The sequence below is a fragment of the Streptomyces sp. NPDC002776 genome (assembly GCF_053592195.1).
Map to the genome: position 1 here is coordinate 1 of NZ_JBSFVG010000001.1, position 21,313 is coordinate 21,313.

A 21,313-nucleotide genomic window follows, 5' to 3' on the forward strand; every position below is an offset into this window, starting at 1 on the left:
ACCGCGCATCCCTGGTCGTGGATGCGCTGGGCATGGCTGCCGGACGTGGCCGGCTCCAACCCGGCTGCATCGTGCATTCGGACCGCGGCAGTGAATACACCTCGGACGAACTCCGGCGCGAGATAAACCGGTTGGGGCTGCGGCAGAGCATGGGCCGCACGGGGTCGTGTTTCGACAACGCCGCCGCCGAGTCGTTCTTCGCGCTCTTGAAGGAAGAGATCGGCACCCGCTCCTGGCCGGACCGGCCGACTGCCCGAGCGGAGGTCTTCGCCTTCATCGAGGCCTTCTACAACCGGCGGCGACTGCGGAAACATCCGGGCTGGGGCTACCTCACCCCGCTGGAGATCAGACAGCGACACGAACAAGGACACGCCCTCACGGCGTAAGCATCGAGTGTCCAGCATCACGGGGAAACTTCAGAGAGTACGACGAGGCCCACACACACCTGCGCGAAGCGCGTCTGCTTGCCAACCGGACCGGATCAGTACGCCACCGACGGCGGATCGAACAGCTCACGCAGCGGATGTAGGCGAAGAGCCAGCAGCGCGCGAAGCGAGCACGTGAAGTAGCCCAACAAGCGTTCCGGAACCCATGAGTTCACCACGCTCCATGAGCCCAGGAATGTCCGAGAGGGGCACCCAGGCCACATGGCCCGCCTCTTCGACGTCAGTCGGGTCACCGATGTGCTGGGCACCGCGCCCAACGAAGATCTCGTGCGGAGAGTCGACCATGCCCACCATGGGTTGGTAGGTCACAACATGTTCCAGCGCGTTAGGTCGCCATCCAGTCTCTTCCTCCACCTCACGCAGAGCCGTGGTGGCAGGATCTTCACTCTCGTCCACGATGCCGCCGGGAAGCTCCCAACCGAATGTCGCGGGAACGAAGCGATAGCGCCAGAGCATCAGGACACGATCTTGATCGTCGATGACGACAGCGATGGCCACATGATGCAAGCGCACAACGTGATGCTCGAAGCGCTCAACGCCGGGCGGCTCGACGTCCACGAGGCTCAGCTTCACCCACCGGTTGTCATACAGAGTCGTCTCACCGTGGATCTGCCAAGGATCCAGGTGTGTAGGCGGCTCTGTGCTAACGGAGAGATCGGGCACGCGGTAAGAGCTTCGACCGTGGACCTCGACGACGCGCTCGGCCACCAGCTTGGCCAGGACCTGCCGAAGGGCCGTACGACCGATGCTCAGCTCTTCAGAAAGCGTGCGCTCAGACGGGAGCTTGGAGCCGGGTGAGTACTTGCCTGTCGAGATCCACTCACGAATGGTGTGGTACACCCGCTCAGACTTGGGTCCCATCCCCTCAGCACGCTCCCGTCGCGTCATTCTGGCCATCACCAGCCTACGGCACCGGCTCGATGAGTTGGTCGCCTGTTGGCGCTGAAACGTCTACCCGAGTGGATCAGAGCGGAGCCAGGCACGCCGGTGCCGCGCGACGGTATACACCTGGTCGACCTGGTCCGCGGTGAGCTTGCCCGCGAGGGGACCCAGAGCGGACACTTCACGCTCCTGATAGATCCGCACGGTGTACTGCGTCACCGCACGGTGCAGGGTTGCAACACCGACAAAGACAAGCACTGGTTCCACTGGAACAACAGCCCCCGTGTGTCTCTCAAGCACCCGCTGAACGTAGGCCGCTTCCGCCTTGCTTGCCGCCGCATACGGGACAGGTCGACCACCGTTGACCTTGGCCATCTCGTCGCCTACCCAGACGGAGGCGCCCTGGTGGCACTTCGTGTTGATGGTGAACACGCCACCAGGGCCGATCAGCAAATGATCGATGTCCCCGCCGTTGCTCTTGGGTACGCCATGCAGAACCCGCCATCCGTACGCAGCGAGGCGTTGTAGCTCTCGGCCTACGCGTCGCTCGCCTTCAAGGCCGACATACCAGCTGTCCCACTCCGAGGAGCGCTTCAATAGCTTGGCCCATGTTCGCTGGACAGTGGATGGACCGCGAGCGGCCATGGCCTCAAGAACCACTGCACCTGGACGGTTCTGCGCCAGATCGTCAGCGACGGTGAGTTCTGGGAGAGCCGGCAGGCGGCGTTGGGCCGGAGTAGGTGGTTGGGCTCCTTTAGGGCGACTCGTCGGCCCTTCGCCCCGGGTAGTGGTGGACTCTGGACGATCAGAACGAACGGTCACCGGATCGCCGAGATGCTGCCGCAGCAACGCCACAGCCTCTCGGCGATACTTCTGTATTTTGATCGTGATGACGCGCGTTGCTCTGTCCGCCCACGCAACCGTGGTTCCGTCCGGCAGGTTGACGTACAACCGATCCTTGCCGTGCCGTTTCCACGGATTCACCGTGAGATCGCTCATTGGCCGCCCCCGGATGTGTGCCGTCCCCACACTCATGGCATCAGCAGCCCCATCACCTGGCAAGAGCGCCTTGCGGTCAGACTTTCCCTACTTCATCAAGGCTCGCTGCGCTCGCTCGCACAGCGGTCATCGGCGCTCAGCGATCATCGCCAACCCAACCGCCGCACCCTCCGCCCAAACGCATCAGCGGTCGCATACGGCCCGCATGCCACTGCCACCACGCTCCGGCCTCAGGAGGGGAAAGACGCAACTGCGGCCAGACCTCAACGCCCCTCTTCCGTGGCCACGCCGCGCCCCTTCCACCCGGTTGCCTACACAAGTAGGTCGGATCAACCGAGGGGCGCACCAAGCGCGGCGGCGCCGGCCGGTCGCCGCCGCGCCGCCTCAATGTCTCCGCCACCGGCCGCACGGCGCCGCCCGCCCGTCGCCGCACACAGCGGCCACATTCCAACACGGGCACGGGGACGAACCGTGATCGCCAACGGTGCAGGTCAAAGACGCTTTGTGTTCCCGAAAGAGGCCGGATCGTGGTGGCAGTGGCATGCGGGCCGACGCTGCCGGATGCGCGGGCGTTCGTGCGGCCCGCTGATCCCGCACCAGGCTGCCGACCGGACGGCGAGCGCGGCCATGAGAGGGGAAAACCCCGCTGGGGCTGGGGCGGTCGGCTCCACGACTTTAGCCAGCCACTTTGGCGCGAGCCTCGAAGATCATGGCCCCAACGTCGTGCTTTACCGGGCAGGTCCACAGACTGCCCGACGCGCCGGAAGCTTACGGGGCCATGATCACTCGCGCCAAAGCAGCTCCCGGCCAAAGTCGCTCCGCCGACCTTGGTCCTTCGGTCACGTTCACGCTGCACACGTTGGGTAATGTCAGGCGGTTGCCAGCGCGCTTGTGCTGCACCAGCCAGGAACGAGAACGCGAACGCATCCTCAGCAACGCCGTCATCCCGTGGCGTCTAGCATCCGGATCGCCACAGTGAACTGTGTTCCCGTAGCCAGAGGCACCTCAAAGCCCAATTACAGGGCGGCGAGCCCACTCCGAGCCCACTCTCTCTATTCTCGGATTACAGCGTGTCTATGGGGCGTCAATCTATTTCGAGGACGTTTCGTCCTCTGAGAAGATGGCACCGCAGCACCGGCCGCTGCACTTGAAAGACTCCTCGCGCGACAGAGGTGCGTAACCCAGGAGCACGGCCCTCCGTGGAGTTAGCCTGCGCTCGGCGCACCTGCCTCGCTGAGAGCACGATGTCCAGGCACAGGATGCCCGTCTCCCTGGCAGGCAGCGCACGGAAGAGAAGTGGCCAGCTGACGCTAAGGCCGTGTCAGTGCGGGCTGCTATCTTCTCACGGGTGAAGGTAGGAGTCATCGGGTCGGCTGTCGCCACCCGCACCGCCCCAGGCAGCAGGGAGAGTCCCTGCACGGGCTCCTGGGCGCACGGACGCCTTCGACAGCGCCCCTCTGATAGGTCGAACCCGCAGATCAGCCGAGGCTCCACCAAAGCTGCCGATGAGCCCAGAGTGAGTGATCGTGCCCACATTGGCTACGTCGGGCCCGAACCACAGCTAGGCATGCTGGGCGTACCGGGCTGCGGCAGTTGGAAGCTGGCGGCACACACTTTCCGGCACGGCACGAGAACAGCACACAGAAGGCGGAGCGAGGCGCGGTGAGCACAGTACAGACGTACGCGATGGGAGAACTGTTCTGCGGTGTCGGCGGCCTTTCCAGGGGCTTCCACAACCAGGGTTTTACTGCACGCTTCGCAAATGACATGTGGGAGCTTGCAGTACACAACTTCTTGATGAATTTCGACAAGAAGTACGCTAAGACCGGCGGCAAGAGCAGTGGCGATATTCTCGGCCTTCCGGGATCTGTAGAGGACCTCGACCCGGCAAAGATCATGCGTCAGGTTCGCTCGTCTCGCGGTACAGCCTCGCTAGTAAGCGGTGAGCTGGACGCCCTCCTGGGCGGACCTCCATGCCAGGGCTTCTCCGTAAACTCTCACATCCGTAACGGCGATGACCCTAGGAATTTCCTCTTCAAGCACTACGTGCGGATTCTGAAAGAAATCGCCCCCAAGGTCTTCGTCCTGGAGAATGTTCCTGGCATGTTTTCCCTCGAAGGAGGTCGCTTCTTCGACGAGCTGCTAGCAGAAATCGGCGCGCTGAACTCCCTCAAATACGGAGGCTACGAGACCAGGTTTAAGATCCTGAACGCCGCACATTACGGCGTGCCACAGGAGAGGTTTCGACTGGTCCTAATCGGCACACGTCGCGACGTCGCAGACGAAGTTGGACCGGTGGAAGTTCCGGAGCCAGTTCACTACTCACTGTCCCGCGCTCACTTCAAGGGCGGTCGTACTCACACCTTCCATTACGCAATCGGCCATCAGCGTATCGAAGGTGTCTCTATGCTGCCCCTGCAGTTCACTTCGCTACTGCCGCCCATCTCGGTCGAAGAGGCCATTGGCGATATTCCCCCGCTCACAAATGGCGGCGGCGTGACAGATGCGATTAGTTACGGCCCGTCTGGTCGCCTGTCTGACTTCCAGAAGCGTATGAGGTTGGGGTCAAAGGCCCTTACAAACCACTGGGCACGAAGCCTCTTCCCGCCGAATACCGAGCGCGTCAAGTACATCCCTGAAGGAGGAGACTGGCGCTCCATCCCTCACGAGCTTTTGCCCGCCGGCATGCAGAGGGCATTGCGCAAGGATCATACGACTCGCTACGGACGGCTGTCGCGAAATCAGCTGGCTGGAACGTTGCTGACCAAGCCCGATCCACACTGGGGCACCTTCATCCACTACGACCTGAACCAACAGCGACTCATCTCCGTGCGCGAGGCTGCTCGGTTTCAGTCCTTCCCGGACACTCACACGTTCTACGGTGCACAGGTCGATCAGTACCGACTCTGCGGTAACGCAGTGCCACCGCTACTTGCCGAAGCTGTAGCAGTCAACGTTAAACAGAAACTTGACGAATACTACGGGCGCACAACCGGCGTTGGATCGGAAGTCGAGCCCCGGATGGCGGTGAACCTCTAGCGTGGCAAAAGATGACGCTCTTCAGGATCTATTCTCTGCTCTCGCGGAATCGTCCGAAGGCAGACTTGCTTTCAGGGTATCGACATCGACGTCACTCGCTAAAGAGTTCGGCATCGAGCTGGCGCGATCTTCCAATCCGGTTTATCTCTTCACGATCACCGAAGCTACAGGTGAGCAGCTTAACTGCGTCGCGTTCACCCTGGCTCTGGATGGAAGTAAGCGTCCAGCAACTCGGGCAGAAGCCTTGGGTAAGAGCTTGGCTGCTTCCGGGGGCAAGCTCTTCCACTTCAACCCATGTCTGCTTGTCTACGACTACGCAGGTCATAGGTTGCTGGGCGTGCCGGCCATCGATCTCTTCGGCGCATTTACGGCCTACGCGTCAGACAGAACCTTGCCCTACTCCGATTCATCATCTTTCTCCCTCACGCCCAACTTTGAGCGCAGCACGGTCTTCATGTACGCGGAAGTGCGCAAGCCAACCGTTTGGGCTAGTTCGACGGCTCTCGAAAACTTTTCGGCCGACGAGTTGATCGCATTTCTGCGAAGAGTCGCAGACAATACGGCGGACCAGGGCGCAGATATCACGACGATCGTGGAGGCGGTCAAGAAACGACTCAACGCCGCCCCGGAGGAAGGAAAGACTAATCACCCCGCAGGGGCTTCTCTGACGCCAGCAACCGCTGAAACCGAGTATGTACACTTGGAACCGCGGGACAACGGGGTACGAATTGAAGACCGCCTCTGGCGTGTAATCTTGGCGGCGATCGCCTCGTCCGCTGCAGTGATTCTTGTCGGTCCACCTGGCACTGGCAAGTCTGCGCTCGTCCGCAAGGCTGTCGGAACGATTAGCGTCGGTCGACAGGCTAGGGGACTACCTGGAATCAAGTCTCCACTTTGGGCCACTCCAGACGAAAGCTGGACCGCCCGTGAGCTGATTGGCGGAGAGACTGTCTCCGAAGGCGATATTGTATTCCGTCCCGGGTGGGTCTTGCGCGCGATTACGGAGGACCGGTGGCTGGTTCTCGACGAAGCTAATCGTGGCGATCTGGACCGGATCTTCGGAGCGCTTCTCACGTGGCTTGCGGGAGGACACGTTGCCGTCGGCGTCGAGTCATCGGCAGCAGACGCAAAGCTCATTGAATTGGGCTGGACGTCGGGGCCTTCTCGAGTCGAGACTGTCGAAGGAACTGATGAGCATAGAGGAGCAATTAAATACCTAGCAGGTGAGAACTGGAGGCTGCTGGGCACGTACAACGCATTCGATTCCCAGCGAGTGTTCCGGATCGGGGCGGCATTGGGACGACGTTTCGTGCGGGTTCCGATTCCACCAATATCACCTGCCCTTTTCATTCAGGTCTTGAAGAGCCACGCTGACGATCTGCATGATGAACTGCTACACAAGATCGGCCTCTTGTACAACGCACATCACCAAGAAGAGGTCACGAAACTAGGACCCGCCCTCTTCTTGGGCATGTGTAATTATTTGAGATCTGCACTCCAAAAGAATTATTTGGGATCCGCTACGCTCGAATCTGTGTCCGACGCGACGACCTCGTTACACCCGGAACATCTGAGCCGAGACCTTGGCCCAGAAGGTGACGGCTCCGATGCCGAGAGGACTCCGAGTGATACGGATGCAATCCTCAGCGAAGCATACGTTTTGAACCTGGGTACTTTCTTGGCCCAGTTGGAAGAGCGAGACTTCGAACAACTTGCCCTCCGCATCCAGGAAGCCTCAGCGCTATCTCGGAAGGAGGTTGAATGGATAAGCGTGATGATCAGGTCGCTAGCCTAACCAGTTTCCCTCCAATTCCGAGTTCGGGGCTCACTGCGGTACTGGCAAGTTGGGTGGGGCGCGGCTCGCTCTTCGAAGCATTGAGCGTTCCTACGGAGGACCGTGAAGTGCGCGAGTGGGCCTCCTCCGATGTGCGCCTTCGCGCGAATAGGATTCTGCTCACACTTCTCGACCCACATCTGGGTGGTTGGCCGAAGCGAACGAGCGAATGGCTTGACTACCTGCCAACCTCCAAGACACATACTCGCGTAATCGAACACGTGCCGTTCGCTGGTGTGGCTTGGGCCGAAAGTAGACGCAGATTTGGGTGGCCTCCGACTGCCTTCATTGGGAAGAATTCTGAGCGCGGCGCAGACATGCTCGCCGTGCAAGTCCTTCGCTGGTGCGCAGACAGGCTCGCACAAATCTGGATGGATGAGAAGGGTGCACAACAGCAGCTCCGGTTTGAGTCCACGGATCAATTGCTGTCAGTGCTTAAATTGCTAGATCTTGAGCCGCTTTCCAGCGCATCCCCAGGGGTTCCTACGCGCGCTGATCTGATCGCGCTAAGGCGAGAAGGATCCCCATGGGGAGGGGTCGCTAGCGTCGCTCAAATCCTCACGGAAGCCGACAACTCCATCGACTACTTGATATATCAGGTTTTGATGCCAGACGATGAAATACGTTGGCGACTATTCCACTTGGCAATTCTGGGCGTACTCTTGTCTGCTCTGCGCGAGGTAGGTTGCCAGATCACATCTCTGCGACCCCTCAGCCCCAAGTCCGGGGGCCCCAATTACGAAGTCGTGAGCCCCAAGGGAGAGTTGTATTTCCTCTGGTTCGAAGCTTCCGGCGTTTGGTCGCACTTCGGTAAATCATCTCCTTTCATCGAGGCGACGAGTGGAATCAGTCATGCCCGCCGCAGCAATGGCGCCGACCTGCTGCTACTAATGCCCGATCGCCGTGCACTGATACTTGAATGCAAGTATTCTTGGAATCATGATGTCGTCGCCCGGGATGGCTATTACCAGGCTATGGCCTATGGCGCTGAGGTGCGATCTCGTCTGGCTGACAGCGTGGTGGCAGCAGCCGTTGGACCCGAGTCCGTCGTATCCGTAGGAAGCTTCTCTAACCTCAGCATTGGGCGAGTAGGAACGATTCCGCCGTCGGGTTTGTCGTCGTTGGTGAATGACTTCGTGAATTCTCCGGCCGTGGGTATTGCCGGAAATTGAAGGGTTGTCCGAGATCAGTTGACCACCCGATCAGTCCCGGGACTGCGAACGCCGGTGGATGCGCGGGCAGCGCCAGTTGGGCAGCACGACCGTCAAGTAGACAAGGCCCGGCGTCGGGCATGCGGTTACGGTGTCAGGGATGACATCCTCCAGTGACCCCTCTCCGTTCGTGCCCCAACCCCAAACCGCTCACGCAATATGGCAGCAGTCAAGCGGCGGGACACTCAGGCAGAGCGGGCCATCCGGTCCCTTCTGCACGCAGCGGGTAAGCGCTACCGCGTCGACGTCCGCGTGGAGCTGGACGGCGCACGCCCAAGACCGGACATCGTCTTCCAACGCGCACGTGTCGCCGTTTTCGTGGACGGGTGCTTTTGGCACTGCTGCCCCGAGCACGGCAGACAGCCGCGTACCAACGGCGGTTACTGGGGACCGAAGCTGGAACGAAACGTTGCCCGAGACCGCGCCGCTGATGCGGCGCTGTCGGCGGCCGGCTGGACCGTCATACGTATATGGGAGCACGAACCTGCGGAAAAGGCCCCTGAACATATCCTGAAGGTTCTGGATACTGTTACCTGAGCTGGGTGGGAAGCCCACTATTACGTGCCATGACACCGTTCAGTCGCCGTTTCACCGAGGTGGCCCGGCGCTGATCAACCCGTACGGAGCCGACGACGCAACCGACAGTCGTGGACGATACGTGGACTGAATGCTTCTGAAGTCAGGTGTGATGCTCCATCACCTGCCCGTACAGTGGCGCGCACAACGGCCTCCGGAGCCGTGTGCGCAGGTTCGAATCCTGCCGGGGGCACCTTGGAGTAGGTGCCTGAGACCCCGCATCAGTGGAGACGCTGACGGCGGGGTCTTTTTGTGTGGTCAGGACGTCGGCGTCCAGGTGTGCCCAGAACGGGGTGGAAAGGAGCGCCATCGCCTTGGTCGTGGCCGCTTCGATGCCGCTCGTGCGGACCTCGTTCAGGGGCATCGCGTGCATGACTGGAGGCAGCGGCTGCATCCCCGCCTCCCTTGATTCGGGCTCGTCCCGGTAGGCGAAGGCGACCTCCAGCCGGGCCGAGTGGGTCACGTCGAAGCCCTCCATCAGTCCCGCCCGTAGGAGCGCTCTCGGCAGGTGCGCCACGCCGCCCGGGCGCAGGTCGAGTACCGCCGGCGCCTCGGTGATCGCCAGGCTGGGCGCCGAGGCATCTCCTTCCGGGGTGGCTCTTTGGGGGCAACTGCGGTGCGAGCGTGACTAGTTGTGTGGTGCGCTTCCTCCTGGTCTGGTTATGGAGCGCATCGCTGCGGGAAGCTCGTACAGATATGGACCAAGTTCCTGTACGTCCGCACTCCGTCAGCGTCGCCGAGGTCGTTCCCGGGGATCTGGTCGCCCTGTCGGGTGAAGACGTCGTACGGCAGCGGTGGTTCGTCGTGATGCACACCCTGCCCGAGTCGCCGGAGTCGGTCCGGGTGACCCTGCGGCCGCCGCTCGGCGGGGTGGACCGGGATGAACTGCTCGCCCGGGGGCGGGAGGTGACGGTGGCCTGCCGGCGGGTGGATGTACGGCACGTGCCGCTGGTGTCGTCGGTGTCGCTGGACGGGGTCGGCTTCCGGGACGGGGACCGGGTGACCTCGCTGCGGGCCGTCGATCCGCTCGCCGCCGAGGTGACGTACGTGCGGCGGTGGGGTGGGTGGCACCGGGACCTCGACGCGGACGCCGGCGAACCGGTGTCGGACGACGACGTGCGGCGGTGGGCCCGCGACGCGGACCGGGACGGGTTCGTCGTACGGCATGAGGCGCGGCCGGCGGCCGAGGCCGCTGCCGTGCCCCGGCCCCGGCGAGTGGTCGTCACCGGGCTCGGGGCCCTGTCACCGCTCGGCGTCGGGGTCGGGGAGTTGTGGCGGGGGCTGCTCGACGGGCGGCACGGGATACGGGAGTTGGCCGGGGAGGAGTTCGCGGGGCTGCCCGTGCGGGTGGCGGGTGTGGTGCCCGTCGACCCTGCCGGACTGCTGCCGCGGGCTGCCGCTCGGCGGATGAACCGGGCCGCACAGTTCGCCGTACTGGCCGCGCGGGAGGCCTGGGCGGATGCCGGGTTCGCCGCGGGCGGGACCCGGGAGAGCGGGATCGATCCGGAGCGGGTGGGGGTGAGCCTCGGGGCGATCCTCGGGGACGCGTCCGTGCTCGTCGGCGGGGACCGCAGGCTGCGGGAGAAGGGGCCGCGAGCGGTCTCACCGCTCACCACGCCGATGACGGTGCCGTCGCAGGCCGCCTCGCAGGTCTCGCTCGACCTGCACATCACGGGCGAGGCGCGGACCGTGACCAGCGCGTGCGCCTCCGGCACGGAGGCCATCGGGGAGGCGATCGACCGCATACGGTACGGCCGGGTCGACGTCGCCCTCGCGGGCGGGGCCGAAGCCGTGGTGACGCCGGCGATCATGGCGTCCTTCGCGTCCATGCGGGCGTTGGCGTCGGGGGGTGTGGACGAGGGGTCGCCCTCCCGGCCGTTCGGGAAGGGGCGCGACGGGTTCGTCAACGGGGAGGGGGCGGGGGTGCTCGTCCTGGAGGCCGAGGAGCATGCCGTCGCCCGGGGTGCCCGGATCTACTGCGAGGCGGCCGGGTGGGGGCTGTCCGCCGACGCGCATCACATGGCCGCGCCCGATCCGTCCGGGAGCGGGGTCGCGCTGGCGCTGCGGCGGGCGGTGCGGGACGCCGGGGGGCATGTGGTGGACGTCGTACACATCAACGCCCATGCCACGGCCACCGTCGAGGGCGATCTCGCGGAGGCGGGAGCCCTGCGGGCCGTGTTCGGGGAGCGCGCCGTGCCGGTCACCGCGCTCAAGGGGCATCTGGGGCATCTGCAAGGCGCCGCGGGCGGGGTGGAGGCCGTCGCCGCGGTGCTGACGCTGCATCACGGGGTGGTGCCGCCGACCGTGGGGAGCGGGGAGGCCGACGAGGCGATCGGGCTGGACGTGGTGCGGGGGGCGCCGCGGGCGTTGCCGGAGCGGGGGGATCTGGTGCTCAGCAATTCGTTCGGGTTCGGAGGGCACAACGCCGTGCTGGCGTTGCGGAGGGTGGGGTAAGGACAAGAAGCCGTAAAGAGGCGGCACCCTCTTCCCGGTCACGCCGACCGCTTGCGCGCCGCCGTCTTCTTCGCCGCCGTCTTCTTCGCCGTGCTCTTGCCCGCCGAGGCCGTCTTCTTCGCCGCCGTGCCCTTCGCCGACGACGCCGTGCTCCTCGCCGACGACGCCCCGCTCTTCGCCGACGACGCGCTCTTCTTCGCCGTGGACGTCGACTTCTTCGCCGAGGGCGAGGCGGTCTTCTTGGCCGCCGTCTTCTTCGCCTCGGACGTCGACTTCTTGCCCGTCGCCTGCTTCGGGGTGGAGCGGGACGTCTTGCGCTGCGGGAGGTGCGTGACCTCCGCCGGCTCCTCGCCCCGCGACTCCTTCGCCGCGCGGACGCTCTTCTCCAAGGCCGCCATCAGGTCCAGGACCTTGCCGCCCGTCGCCGGTTCCGGAGCCTCCCGGGGGACCTCGCCGGCCGCCTTGGCCGCGATGACCTCCTCCACCGCCTCGCGGTACTCGTCGTGCAGGTCCTCCAGGTCGACCTCGCCCAGGGTGTCCATCAGGGCGTCCGCCAGGTCCAGTTCCTTGTCGCGGACCGTGACGTCGACGTCCGGCGCCACGCCCTCGGGGGCGCGGACCTCGTCCGGCCACAGCAGGCCGTGCATCGCGATGGCGTCGCCCACCACCCGGAGCATGCCCAGGCGTTCCCGGCCGCGGAGGGCGAACTTGGCGATGGCGACCTTGTTGCTGCGCTTCAACGCCTCGCGGAGCAGCGTGTAGGGCTTCGCCGCCGGGGCACCGCTGGCGGCGAGGTAGTACGCCGCGTCCATCTGGAGGGGGTCGATGCGGTCCTCCGGGACGAAGGCCACGATCTCGATCGTCTTCGCCGTCGGGATGGGGAGCTGCGCCAGATCCTCGTCGGTGATCGGCACGATCGAGCCGTCCGCGTCCTCGTAACCCTTGCCGATCTCCGACTGGGTGACCTCCCGGTCCTCCAGTTCGCAGAACTTCCGGTACCGGATGCGCCCGCCGTCCTCCGTATGGATCTGGCGGAAGGAGATCGCATGGCTCTCGGTCGCGTTCACCACCTTGATCGGGATGCTGACCAGACCGAACGAGATGGCGCCGTTCCAGATGGATCTCACGTGCAGCACCCTTTCGTTGGATATGAGGCGCGGGATGGGGCGCGGTATGGGGCGCTTTAAGTCTCTTCATCCCATTTTCATGGGAGTCTCATCGTATGACGCCGATCACAGAGGTGGAGGGGCGACGGCTCGCGCTCAGCAACCTGGAGAAGGTGCTGTACCCGGCGACCGGCTTCACCAAGGGCGAGGTGCTGCACTACTACGCCACCACCGCCGACGTACTGCTGCCCCATCTGCGTGACCGGCCGGTCTCCTTCCTGCGCTACCCGGACGGGCCGGACGGACAGGTCTTCTTCACCAAGAACGTGCCGCCGGGTACACCCGAGTGGGTCACCACCGCCGAGGTCCCCCGGTCGGAGGGGCCGGCCCGGATGGTGCTCGTCCAGGACCTGCCGAGTCTGATGTGGGCGGCGAACCAGGTCGCCGAGTTCCACACCCACCAGTGGGTCGCCGGGGCGCCCGGCGCCGCCGACCGGCTGGTCCTCGACCTGGATCCCGGCACCCCCGCGACGATCGTGGAGTGCTGCGAGGTCGCCCTGTGGCTGCGTGAGCGGCTGGCGGAGGACGGGATCGAGGCGTACGCGAAGACCTCCGGTTCGAAGGGGCTGCATCTGCTGGCCGCGGTCCGGGGTTCCTCCTCCGACCAGGTGTCGGAGTACGCCAAGGCGCTCGCGGTGGAGGCCGAGAGGGCCCTGCCCCGGCTGGTCCTGCACCGGATGACCCGCAGCCTGCGCCCCGGCAAGGTCTTCGTCGACTGGAGCCAGAACGCCGCCCGCAAGACCACGGCCACGCCCTACACCCTGCGCGCCCGCCCCGAGCCCTGGGTGTCCGCGCCGGTCACCTGGGCGGAGGTCGAGGAGTGCCGGACCCCCGCGCAGCTCTCCTTCACCGCGCCGGATCTCGCCCCCCGCATCCAGGACTACGGCGACCTGCTGGCCCCGCTCCTCGACCAGGACCGGGCGGGCACCCTGCCGCAGGACTGACCGCCCCCCCATCCGCACCGCCGCGCCCCTTCCCCGGCGTTCCCCAACACCCCACCCCCACCAAAGGAGCCGCATGCATCTCCGACGCGCCCTCATCGTCGGCCTCTCCGCCCTCACCCTCGGTGCCGCTCTCCCCGCCTCCCCCGCCCCCGAGGCCGGCCCGCACACCCCGGACTCCGAGGTGATCACCGACTGGAACCGGACCGCCGAGGAGGTGGTCAGCGTGGACGCCCGCAAGCCCACGGCGGAGCCGTTCATCTGGTACGGCTTCGTCTCGGCGGCCGTGTACAACGCGGTCGTCGGCATCGAGGGCCGCTACACGCCGTACAAGTGGGACGTACGGGGACCCCGTCACGCCTCGTCGGAGGCGGCCGCCGCCGCTGCCGCCCGCCGGGTGCTGCTGACGTACTTCCCGGACTCCAGGGCGCGGATCGACGCGGCCTACGCCGCCTCGCTTTCGAAGATCCCCGACGGCAGGGCCGCGGACGAGGGGGTCGCCTTCGGGGAGCGGGCCGCCGAGCACCTCATCGAGCTGCGGCAGGGGGACGGACGGGACGCGACGGTGACGTACGACCGGACCCCGGCGCCCGGTGTCTGGCGGCCCGCGCCGCCCGGGAACCGGCCCTTCGTGAACCCGTGGATGGCGAAGCTGCGGCCGATGCTGCTGGACTCGCCGGACCGGTTCATGCCCGGCCCGCCGCCCGAGCTGACCTCGGAGCGCTACGCCCGCGACTTCGCCGAGGTGAAGGCGATGGGGGCGAAGAACAGCACCGAGCGGACGGCCGAGCAGACGGAGACTGCCCGGTTCTACACGGATTCGCTGCCGCAGCAGTTGCAGTCCGCGTACCGCGAGCGCGTCACGCGGGGCGGTCTGGACATCGTCGAGGCGGCCCGGCTGTTCGCGGCGGTGAACACCGCCTCCGCGGACGCCACGATCACCACCTGGAACTCCAAGCTGACCTACGCGCTGTGGCGGCCGGTCACCGCGATCCGGCTCGCGGACACGGACGGGAACCCGGACACCGAGGCCGATCCGGCATGGCTGCCGCTGGCCAACACGCCGCCGTACCCCGACTACATCGGGGGGCACTGCGCCACCGACGGGGCCGTGATGGCCGTACTGGACCGGCTGACCGGTGGTGACATCGATCTGCGGGTGCACTCGTCGGTGACGGGCACGACCCGGACCTACCGGGACTCGGCCGACTTCAACCGGGACGTGATCGACGCACGGGTGTGGGAGGGCATTCACTTCCGCACGGCGGACGAGGTCGGCAACCGGATCGGACGGCAGATCGGCCGGTTCGCGCTCGCGCACTACTTCAGGCCGGTCCGCTAGCTCCCGGCGCCCAGGGGGTCAGGGGTTCAGACCCGGGCCCAGGTGTTCCGGTCCCGGGCCATCGCGTGCAGGGCCTCCACGTCCGCCGGTTTGAGGACCCCGCCCTGGCGGGCCAGCTCGCCGAGGTCCGCGTCCTGGAGGATGCGGACCTCGCGCAGCGGGCCGGTGACGGTGACGTCCGCCGGGCCGGCCAGGGCCAGGACCGGGTGGACCTCGGCGGTCAGCGCGTACGAGGCGCGGCCGGCGTCGTCCCGGACGCGGCGCAGCAGGGGCTCCGGCTCGCGGCGGCCGATACGGAGCAGCGGGTCCGCGACCCTGATCCGCTGCTTGCGGGCGTACAGGGTGTGGATCGCGAACAGTCCCGCCGGGCCGATCGCCAGGTGGTGGATCCGCGCTCCGCCGGGCAGTGGGACCGAGTGCAGGGTGTGCCAGCCGGCGCCGTCCAGACGGTCCAGGGCCTCCCCCACCGTCTGTTCGGCGGTGAGCGCGCGGCGCCGGGGGTCGGTGCGCAGGCGGCGGGGCGGTACCGGGTCGCGGTCCAGGGCGATCAGCAGCGCCTCGCCGGGGCGGTTGGGTGCCAGGTCGTCGTCCGGGTGGAGGGTGAGACGGGCCAGCTCGGCCGGGGTCGGGACCGGCGGCGGTCCCACGGTCACCGGTCCGGTGAGGAACGGGCCGAGGACTTCCAGGACGTCCTCCCGGCGCTCGTCGCTGAGCAGGTTGACCCTGGCGGTCTCACGGTCGTACCACGCGATGTTCCTGCCGTCGGTGCGGCAGACGTAGAGCCGTTCCTGACCGTGGCGCCAGGACGGCACGACCCGCAGTGCGCTCATGCACCATCACCCCTTTGACCATGGGAACAGGCGGGGTGCTCCGAGGCAAGAAGACGGTTGCCTTTGAGCGGAGTTGGGTGGGGACGTCGGGGGAGGCGCCGTTTGCGTACCCGCGGGAGGGCGGGGGCGCTCCGCCGAGGGAGCGATCCGGCTGATACGGTCCCGGCGCTCACCCTGGGCCCTGAGCATCGTCCCGCCCTCCCCTCGGCGGGCAAAAGCGACTTACCTCCGCATAAGGTGTACGGGGCCACCGCTCACCTCTGCATCACAGGAGCACCGTGCCTCGCAGCCGTGTCCGTACGACCGCCGCCGTCGCCGTGCTGCTGGCGACCGCCGCGGGCTGCGGGGACGCCGGTGGGCTGCAGGGCGCGGGCGCCACTCCGACCGCGGTCAGCCCGGCCCGGCTCTGGCCGGAGCTGACGCCCGCCTCCAGCCCCGCCTACGAGATCGGCGAGGTGACCACCGAGGTCGTCAAGGGCGTCGAGGTGCCCGGTGACGACATCCGCCGGGTGGACCCGGTCGCGGTGGTCCGCGCCGAGATCGCCGCGCACCCCGACGACTACGCGGGCGCCGAGGCGCCGTATCGCGAGACGGCCCGCCGGATGGCCGACTGCGGCACCGGCGGGGACGCTCGCTGTCCCGTCCTCACCCCGTACTACCGCGACCTCAGCGGCGACGGGCAGGAGGACCTGACGCTCGGCTTCCGGTTGCTGCCCGACCGGCTGACCGCCCTCCGCGTCTACACCGTCCAGAAGCACCGGCTGGTCCGGGTCATGTCCTACGACGACGCCGTGAGCGCGGTCGAACTGGCCGGGCGGTCCGTGATCGTCCGTGCGCCCTCGGAGGTCGCGGGATACGAGTACCGCCTCCAGTGGACCTGGGACGCGCAGGCCAACGCGATGCTGCTGACCCAGGACGAGATGCTGCGCACGGGCGAGCGCAAGCCCTCGGCGTCTGCGTCCGCGTCTGCGTCCGCGTCCGCGAGCGGCCGATGAGGCTCTCGCTGCCCCGCTGGGCCGGGACGCTCGCCACCAAGGCCGCCGTGTTCATCACCGTGATGTGCTGTGCGCTGACCGCGCTGCTCGGGGTGCTGGTGCATGTCTCGGTGACCAACCAGACCGTCGGCCGGGCCCGCACCGAGGCGCTGTCCCGGCTGGCCGACGCGACGACGGCGTTCGAGGCCGGGGACCGGCTGATGCCGGGTGCGGGCGTCGATCCGCCGGGGCTGCCCGGGGCGCTGCGGGAGCTGGCGGTCGGCGGGGACCGGGGCACGATGGTCGCGGACCACGAGGGCCGGCCGACCATGTGGGCGGCGGGGCCGGCCGACGGCGGGCAGGCGCTGGGCGTACAGGTCGACTACGCGCAGCAGGCCCGCACGATCGAGGGTCTGGACCGGGCGATCCTGTGGTCCTCGGCGCTGGCGATCGGGGCGACGCTGCTGGTGGGCGCGCTCGCGGTGACCCGGGTGACCCGGCGGCTGCACACCACCGCCCAGGTGGCCCGGCGGATCAGCGGCGGCGATCTGGACGCGCGCGTGGACGATCCCCGGACGAAGGATCCCTCGCGTCCGCAGGACGAGGTGGCCGCGGTCGCCGCGGCGCTCGATTCCATGGCGGGGTCGCTGCAGGGGAAGTTGCAGACCGAGCAGCGGTTCACCGCGGATGTCGCGCATGAGCTGCGGACGCCGCTCACCGGGCTGCACGCGGCGGCCGAGCTGCTGCCCCCGGGGCGGCCCACGGAGTTGGTGCGGGACCGGGTGGCGGCGCTGCGGACGCTCACCGAGGACCTGCTGGAGATCTCCCGTCTGGACACCGGGCGGGAGCGGCTCGATGTGGACACCGAGCGGCTGGGGGCGCTGGCCGAGCGGGTGGTGCGGGCGGCGGGGAGCCGTACGGAGGTGGTCGTCCTGCGGGATGTGACGGTGGAGACGGACCGGCGGCGGCTGGAGCGGGTGCTGGGGAATCTGGTGGCCAACGCGCACCGGCACGGGCGGGGGCCGGTGTCCCTGACCGTGGACGGGGCTCAGGTGACCGTGCGGGATCACGGGGACGGGTTCCCGGCGTACTTGCTGGAGCACGGGCCGCAGCGGTTCCGGACGGAGGGGGGCGCGAAGGGGCATGGGCTGGGGCTGACCATCGCGTTGGGGCAGGCGGAGGTTCTCGGGGCGCGGCTCACTTTCGCGAATGCGGAGGAGGGTGGGGCCTTGGCGACTCTCTCCCTGCCGGCCGGCGGGGGTTGAGCGCGCTGTCGGGGCGCTCCGGATGGCCCATGCGGAGAGGCGACCGGCGTATCACGCCCCTAGCGTGGCGGTTAGTCAGGATTTGCCCCCTCTCCAGGAGGTACCCCCATGTCGCTCCGCTCCCGCCTCGCCATAACCGCCGCCGCCGGCGCGCTCGCCGCCGCGGCCACCGTCACGCCCGCCGTCGCCGGGGACGACTGGGGCGGGCACCACCAGAACCAGCACTCCCGGCTGTACAAGGGGGTCGTGACCGCCGACACCCTGCTGCTGCGCAGCGCGCCCAACCGGGGGAGCCAGGTCATCCGGACCGCGTACCGCGGGCAGATCGTGAAGATCTACTGCAAGACGGTCGGCCAGAACGTCCAGGGCAACCCGCTGTGGTACCTCCTCCCCGACGGCACCTGGGCCTGGGGATCCGCCCGGTACATCGACAACATCGGGCCCGCGCCACGCTGGTGCTGAGCGACAAGGCGCGCAAGAGGCTCTATTTGGGTAAGTTCCGGACATGAGCAAGGCCGGAATCACCGTGGCGCGAGCGGACGCACCCGCACCCGCCGTTCCCCTCCCCCGGCGCCGTGGCATCGAACTCTCCCTCATCGTCGTCGCCGTCCTGCTCTCCGTGTACGGCTACTGCGCTGTCGGCCTCGCCCGCCACGGCACCGTCCCGCCCGGCGCCGTCGGCTACGGCGCCGGGCTCGGCGTGCTGGCGCTCGTCGCCCACTTGGCGGTGCGGTTCCGGGCGCCTTACGCGGACCCGCTGCTGCTGCCGATCGCCGTGCTGCTCAACGGGCTCGGCCTGGTGCTGATCTACCGGCTCGACCTGGAGACCCCGGGCGACCGGGCGGCGCCCGCCCAACTGGTGTGGTCCACGCTGGGGGTGGCCTTCTTCATCGTGACCATGGTGCTGCTGCGGGACCACCGGGTGCTGCAGCGCTACGCGTACGTCTGCGTGGCCGCCGCTCTCGGGCTGCTGATCCTGCCGATCCTGTTCCCCGCCGTGAACGGCGCCCGCATCTGGGTCCGGATCGCCGGATTCTCCATCCAGCCGGGCGAGTTCGCGAAGGTGCTGCTGGCGGTGTTCTTCGCCGCGTACCTGGCCGCGAACCGGGGGGCTCTCGCGTACGCCGGCCGCCGGGTGTGGCGGGTGCAGCTGCCCACCGGGCGGGTGCTCGGGCCGATCGTGGCCGTCTGGCTGCTGAGCGTCGGCGTCCTGGTCCTGGAACGGGACCTCGGCACCTCGCTGTTGTTCTTCGGCCTGTTCGTGGTCCTGCTGTACGTCGCCACCGGGCGCACCGGGTGGATCGCCGTGGGGCTGCTGCTGGCGTCGCTGGGCGCGGTGGCCGTGGGGTGGCTGGAGCCGCATGTGCACAGCAGGGTCGAGGACTGGCTGCACCCGTTCGCGTCGATCGAGGCGGGCCAGGGCCCCAACCAGCTGGCCCAGTCGCTGTTCGCCTTCGCGGCGGGCGGCGTCACCGGCACCGGCCTCGGGCTCGGCCACTCCGTGCTGATCGGCTTCGCCGTCAAGTCGGACTTCATCCTGGCCACGGCGGGCGAGGAGCTGGGCCTGGCCGGACTGTCCGCGATCTTCCTGCTCTACGGCCTGCTGGTGGAGCGCGGTTACCGGGCCGGGCTCGCGCTGCGCGACCCCTTCGGGCGGCTGCTCGCGGTGGGCCTGGCCTCCATCGTGGCCCTCCAGGTGTTCGTGATCGCGGGCGGAGTGGGCGGACTGATCCCGCTGACCGGCATGGCGATGCCGTTCCTGGCGCAGGGCGGCTCGTCGGTGGTCACCAACTGGGCGATCGTGGCGCTGCTGGTCCGGATGAGCGACTCGGCGCGGCGGCGGTACGACGAGGAGGGGGCGGCGTGACCCGGCACATCCGGCTGGCGGCCGTCTTCTGCGCGCTGCTGCTGGCCGCGCTCCTGGTCAACGCCGCCCGCATCCAGGTCTTCGGGGCCGGCGCCTACGACGGCAACTCCGCCAACCGGCGGGCGACCATCGCCCGGTACGACCAGCCGCGCGGCGACATCCTGGTCGACGGCCGCCCGGTCACCGGCTCCGAGGACACCGGCGAACAGCTCCGCTACGAACGCACCTACCAGGACGGGCCTCTGTACGCGCCGGTGACCGGCTTCGCCTCGCAGGTGTACGGCACGTCGTTCCTGGAGCACGCCGAGGACGGGGTGCTGTCCGGGGCGGACCCGATGCTGTCGCCGTTCCCGCTGCTGAACGACCTGACGCGGGCCCGGAATCCGGGCGGGGACGTGGCGACCACGCTCCGCGCGGCGGCGCAGCGGGCCGCCTACGACGGGCTCGCCGGGCGCAAGGGCGCGGTGGCGGCGATCGAGCCGTCGACGGGCCGGATCCTGGCGCTGGTGTCGGCGCCCTCCTACAACCCGGAGGCGCTGTCGGGCAACGGTCCGGCCGTGGCCCGGTCCTGGATCGGGCTGAACGAGGACCCGGACAAGCCGATGCTCAACCGGGCGGTGCGGCAGACGTATCCGCCGGGGTCGACCTTCAAGGTGGTGACCGCGGCGGCGGCACTGGACGCGGGGGTGGTCACCGAGGTCGGCAGGCGGACCGACTCCCCCGACCCCTACACCCTGCCCGGCACCACGACGAGGCTGACGAACGAGGCGAAGGGGTGCAGGAACGCCTCCTTGCGGGCTGCCTTCGTGTGGTCGTGCAACACGGTGTTCGCGCGGCTGGGGGTGCGGGTGGGGGTGGCCGATCTGGCGGCCACCGCGGAGGCCTTCGGCTTCAACGACACGGGGGTGCGGATCCCGTACGCGGTGGCGCCGAGCACCTTCGACACCTCGGTGGACCGGGCGCAGCTCGCGCTGTCGGCGATCGGGCAGTACAACACCCGGGCCACGCCCTTGCAGATGGCCATGGTCGCGGCGGCGGTCGCCAACGGGGGGCAGGTGCGGGAGCCGTACCTGGTGGAGCGGACGACGAGGGCGGGCGGGACGACGCTGACGACCGCCGGGGCCCGTCCGGTGCGGCAGGCGATGCATCCGGCGACCGCGCGGCGGCTGCGCGAGCTGATGACGGACGTGGTGCGCAAGGGCACGGGCGCGAACGCCGCGATCCCGGGGGCGACCGTCGGCGGCAAGACCGGCACCGCGCAGCACGGGATCGGCAACGCCGGTACGCCGTACGCCTGGTTCGTGTCGTGGGCGCAGGGGGCGCGGGACATGGAGCCGCGGGTGGCGGTCGCGGTGGTGGTGGAGGACGCGGACGCGGACCGCGGGGAGATCAGCGGGGGCGGGGACGCGGCGCCGATCGCGCGGGCGGTGATGGCGGCGGTGCTCGCTGGGTGAGACGGGGGGTTCCGTGGGCCGGGCACCCGACCT

17 protein-coding genes and 1 tRNA gene are annotated in these 21,313 nt (G+C 67.8%); 14 read left to right on the forward strand and 4 right to left on the reverse strand.

From position 1 onward, the window contains the following. Positions 1 to 386 (forward strand): integrase core domain-containing protein (locus tag ACWD11_RS00005; protein WP_451280328.1); only part of this gene is annotated, 386 nt, incomplete at its 5' end. 126 nt (positions 387 to 512) lie between these two features. Here the strand turns inward: ACWD11_RS00005 and ACWD11_RS00010 are convergent. Both ACWD11_RS00010 and ACWD11_RS00015 read right to left on the reverse strand, forming a co-directional pair. Further along, positions 513 to 1,307: an NUDIX domain-containing protein gene (locus ACWD11_RS00010; protein ID WP_451280330.1), complete on the reverse strand. Its 795-nt coding sequence runs from the start codon at positions 1,305 to 1,307 to the stop codon at positions 513 to 515. A gap of 90 nt (positions 1,308 to 1,397) precedes the next feature. Further along, entirely contained in the window at positions 1,398 to 2,327 is a 930-nt protein-coding gene (locus ACWD11_RS00015; protein ID WP_451280332.1) for a nuclease-related domain-containing protein, read from the reverse strand. Between the two features lie 1,662 nt (positions 2,328 to 3,989). Between ACWD11_RS00015 and ACWD11_RS00020 the strand changes: the two genes are divergently transcribed. The 6 genes from ACWD11_RS00020 to ACWD11_RS00045 all read left to right on the forward strand — a co-directional run bounded on the left by ACWD11_RS00020 (position 3,990) and on the right by ACWD11_RS00045 (position 11,441). Continuing rightward, positions 3,990 to 5,366, forward strand: a complete 1,377-nt coding sequence (locus ACWD11_RS00020; RefSeq protein WP_451280334.1) for a DNA cytosine methyltransferase — start codon at positions 3,990 to 3,992, stop codon at positions 5,364 to 5,366. Between the two features lies 1 nt (position 5,367). Further along, positions 5,368 to 7,161, forward strand: a complete 1,794-nt coding sequence (locus tag ACWD11_RS00025; RefSeq protein ID WP_451280335.1) for an AAA family ATPase — start codon at positions 5,368 to 5,370, stop codon at positions 7,159 to 7,161. Positions 7,162 to 7,946: 785 nt separating this feature from the next. Then, complete coding sequence (locus tag ACWD11_RS00030; RefSeq protein WP_451280337.1) at positions 7,947 to 8,372, forward strand: hypothetical protein; 426 nt, start codon at positions 7,947 to 7,949, stop codon at positions 8,370 to 8,372. 198 nt (positions 8,373 to 8,570) lie between these two features. Continuing rightward, complete coding sequence (locus ACWD11_RS00035; RefSeq protein ID WP_451280339.1) at positions 8,571 to 8,948, forward strand: very short patch repair endonuclease; 378 nt, start codon at positions 8,571 to 8,573, stop codon at positions 8,946 to 8,948. 165 nt (positions 8,949 to 9,113) lie between these two features. Beyond that, positions 9,114 to 9,180 (forward strand) — tRNA-Arg (locus ACWD11_RS00040). Between the two features lie 503 nt (positions 9,181 to 9,683). Next, positions 9,684 to 11,441 carry a beta-ketoacyl-[acyl-carrier-protein] synthase family protein gene (locus tag ACWD11_RS00045; protein ID WP_451280341.1) on the forward strand — a complete coding sequence of 586 codons (1,758 nt, stop codon included), beginning with the start codon at positions 9,684 to 9,686 and terminating at the stop codon, positions 11,439 to 11,441. A gap of 38 nt (positions 11,442 to 11,479) precedes the next feature. Here ACWD11_RS00045 and ku read toward each other — a convergent pair whose 3' ends face one another. Continuing rightward, positions 11,480 to 12,568: a non-homologous end joining protein Ku gene (ku, locus tag ACWD11_RS00050; RefSeq protein WP_451280343.1), complete on the reverse strand. Its 1,089-nt coding sequence runs from the start codon at positions 12,566 to 12,568 to the stop codon at positions 11,480 to 11,482. 95 nt (positions 12,569 to 12,663) lie between these two features. On the opposite strand from ku, the gene ligD reads away from it, so the two are divergent. Continuing rightward, positions 12,664 to 13,551, forward strand: coding sequence for a non-homologous end-joining DNA ligase (ligD, locus tag ACWD11_RS00055; RefSeq protein ID WP_389414949.1), 888 nt, complete (start codon positions 12,664 to 12,666; stop codon positions 13,549 to 13,551). Between the two features lie 73 nt (positions 13,552 to 13,624). After that, positions 13,625 to 14,890, forward strand: a complete 1,266-nt coding sequence (locus tag ACWD11_RS00060) for a vanadium-dependent haloperoxidase (protein WP_389414950.1) — start codon at positions 13,625 to 13,627, stop codon at positions 14,888 to 14,890. A 26-nt stretch (positions 14,891 to 14,916) separates the two neighbouring features. Here ACWD11_RS00060 and ACWD11_RS00065 read toward each other — a convergent pair whose 3' ends face one another. After that, on the reverse strand, positions 14,917 to 15,720 hold the full coding sequence (locus tag ACWD11_RS00065) for a nuclease-related domain-containing protein (RefSeq protein WP_389414951.1): 804 nt from the start codon (positions 15,718 to 15,720) through the stop codon (positions 14,917 to 14,919). Between the two features lie 278 nt (positions 15,721 to 15,998). Here ACWD11_RS00065 and ACWD11_RS00070 point away from each other — a divergent pair, with 278 nt between their 5' ends. The 5 genes from ACWD11_RS00070 to ACWD11_RS00090 all read left to right on the forward strand — a co-directional run bounded on the left by ACWD11_RS00070 (position 15,999) and on the right by ACWD11_RS00090 (position 21,280). Further along, entirely contained in the window at positions 15,999 to 16,715 is a 717-nt protein-coding gene (locus ACWD11_RS00070) for a hypothetical protein (RefSeq protein ID WP_389414952.1), read from the forward strand. Then, a complete protein-coding gene (locus ACWD11_RS00075) occupies positions 16,712 to 17,959 on the forward strand; it encodes an ATP-binding protein (protein WP_451280346.1) in 1,248 nt (415 codons plus the stop codon). Before ACWD11_RS00070 ends, ACWD11_RS00075 begins: the two co-directional genes overlap by 4 nt. 108 nt (positions 17,960 to 18,067) lie before the next feature. After that, on the forward strand, positions 18,068 to 18,421 hold the full coding sequence (locus ACWD11_RS00080) for an SH3 domain-containing protein (RefSeq protein WP_451280348.1): 354 nt from the start codon (positions 18,068 to 18,070) through the stop codon (positions 18,419 to 18,421). Positions 18,422 to 18,464: 43 nt separating this feature from the next. Beyond that, the gene (locus ACWD11_RS00085) at positions 18,465 to 19,826 is read left to right on the forward strand and encodes an FtsW/RodA/SpoVE family cell cycle protein (RefSeq protein ID WP_389414955.1); all 1,362 of its coding nucleotides are present in this window, start codon (positions 18,465 to 18,467) and stop codon (positions 19,824 to 19,826) included. After that, entirely contained in the window at positions 19,823 to 21,280 is a 1,458-nt protein-coding gene (locus ACWD11_RS00090; protein WP_451280351.1) for a penicillin-binding transpeptidase domain-containing protein, read from the forward strand. The genes ACWD11_RS00085 and ACWD11_RS00090 overlap by 4 nt, the downstream gene beginning before the upstream one ends. Positions 21,281 to 21,313 lie beyond the last annotated feature (33 nt).

Bases quoted from the DNA above. Each gene is read 5' to 3' on its own strand.
- ACWD11_RS00010 (WP_451280330.1), bottom strand. From the start codon at position 1,307: ATGGGACCCAAGTCTGAGCGGGTGTACCACACCATTCGTGAGTGGATC.
- ACWD11_RS00015 (WP_451280332.1), bottom strand. From the start codon at position 2,327: ATGAGCGATCTCACGGTGAATCCGTGGAAACGGCACGGCAAGGATCGG.
- ACWD11_RS00035 (WP_451280339.1), top strand. From the start codon at position 8,571: ATGGCAGCAGTCAAGCGGCGGGACACTCAGGCAGAGCGGGCCATCCGG.
- ACWD11_RS00045 (WP_451280341.1), top strand. From the start codon at position 9,684: ATGGACCAAGTTCCTGTACGTCCGCACTCCGTCAGCGTCGCCGAGGTC.
- ligD (WP_389414949.1), top strand. From the start codon at position 12,664: ATGACGCCGATCACAGAGGTGGAGGGGCGACGGCTCGCGCTCAGCAAC.
- ACWD11_RS00060 (WP_389414950.1), top strand. From the start codon at position 13,625: ATGCATCTCCGACGCGCCCTCATCGTCGGCCTCTCCGCCCTCACCCTC.
- ACWD11_RS00065 (WP_389414951.1), bottom strand. From the start codon at position 15,720: ATGAGCGCACTGCGGGTCGTGCCGTCCTGGCGCCACGGTCAGGAACGG.
- ACWD11_RS00075 (WP_451280346.1), top strand. From the start codon at position 16,712: ATGAGGCTCTCGCTGCCCCGCTGGGCCGGGACGCTCGCCACCAAGGCC.
- ACWD11_RS00080 (WP_451280348.1), top strand. From the start codon at position 18,068: ATGTCGCTCCGCTCCCGCCTCGCCATAACCGCCGCCGCCGGCGCGCTC.
- ACWD11_RS00085 (WP_389414955.1), top strand. From the start codon at position 18,465: ATGAGCAAGGCCGGAATCACCGTGGCGCGAGCGGACGCACCCGCACCC.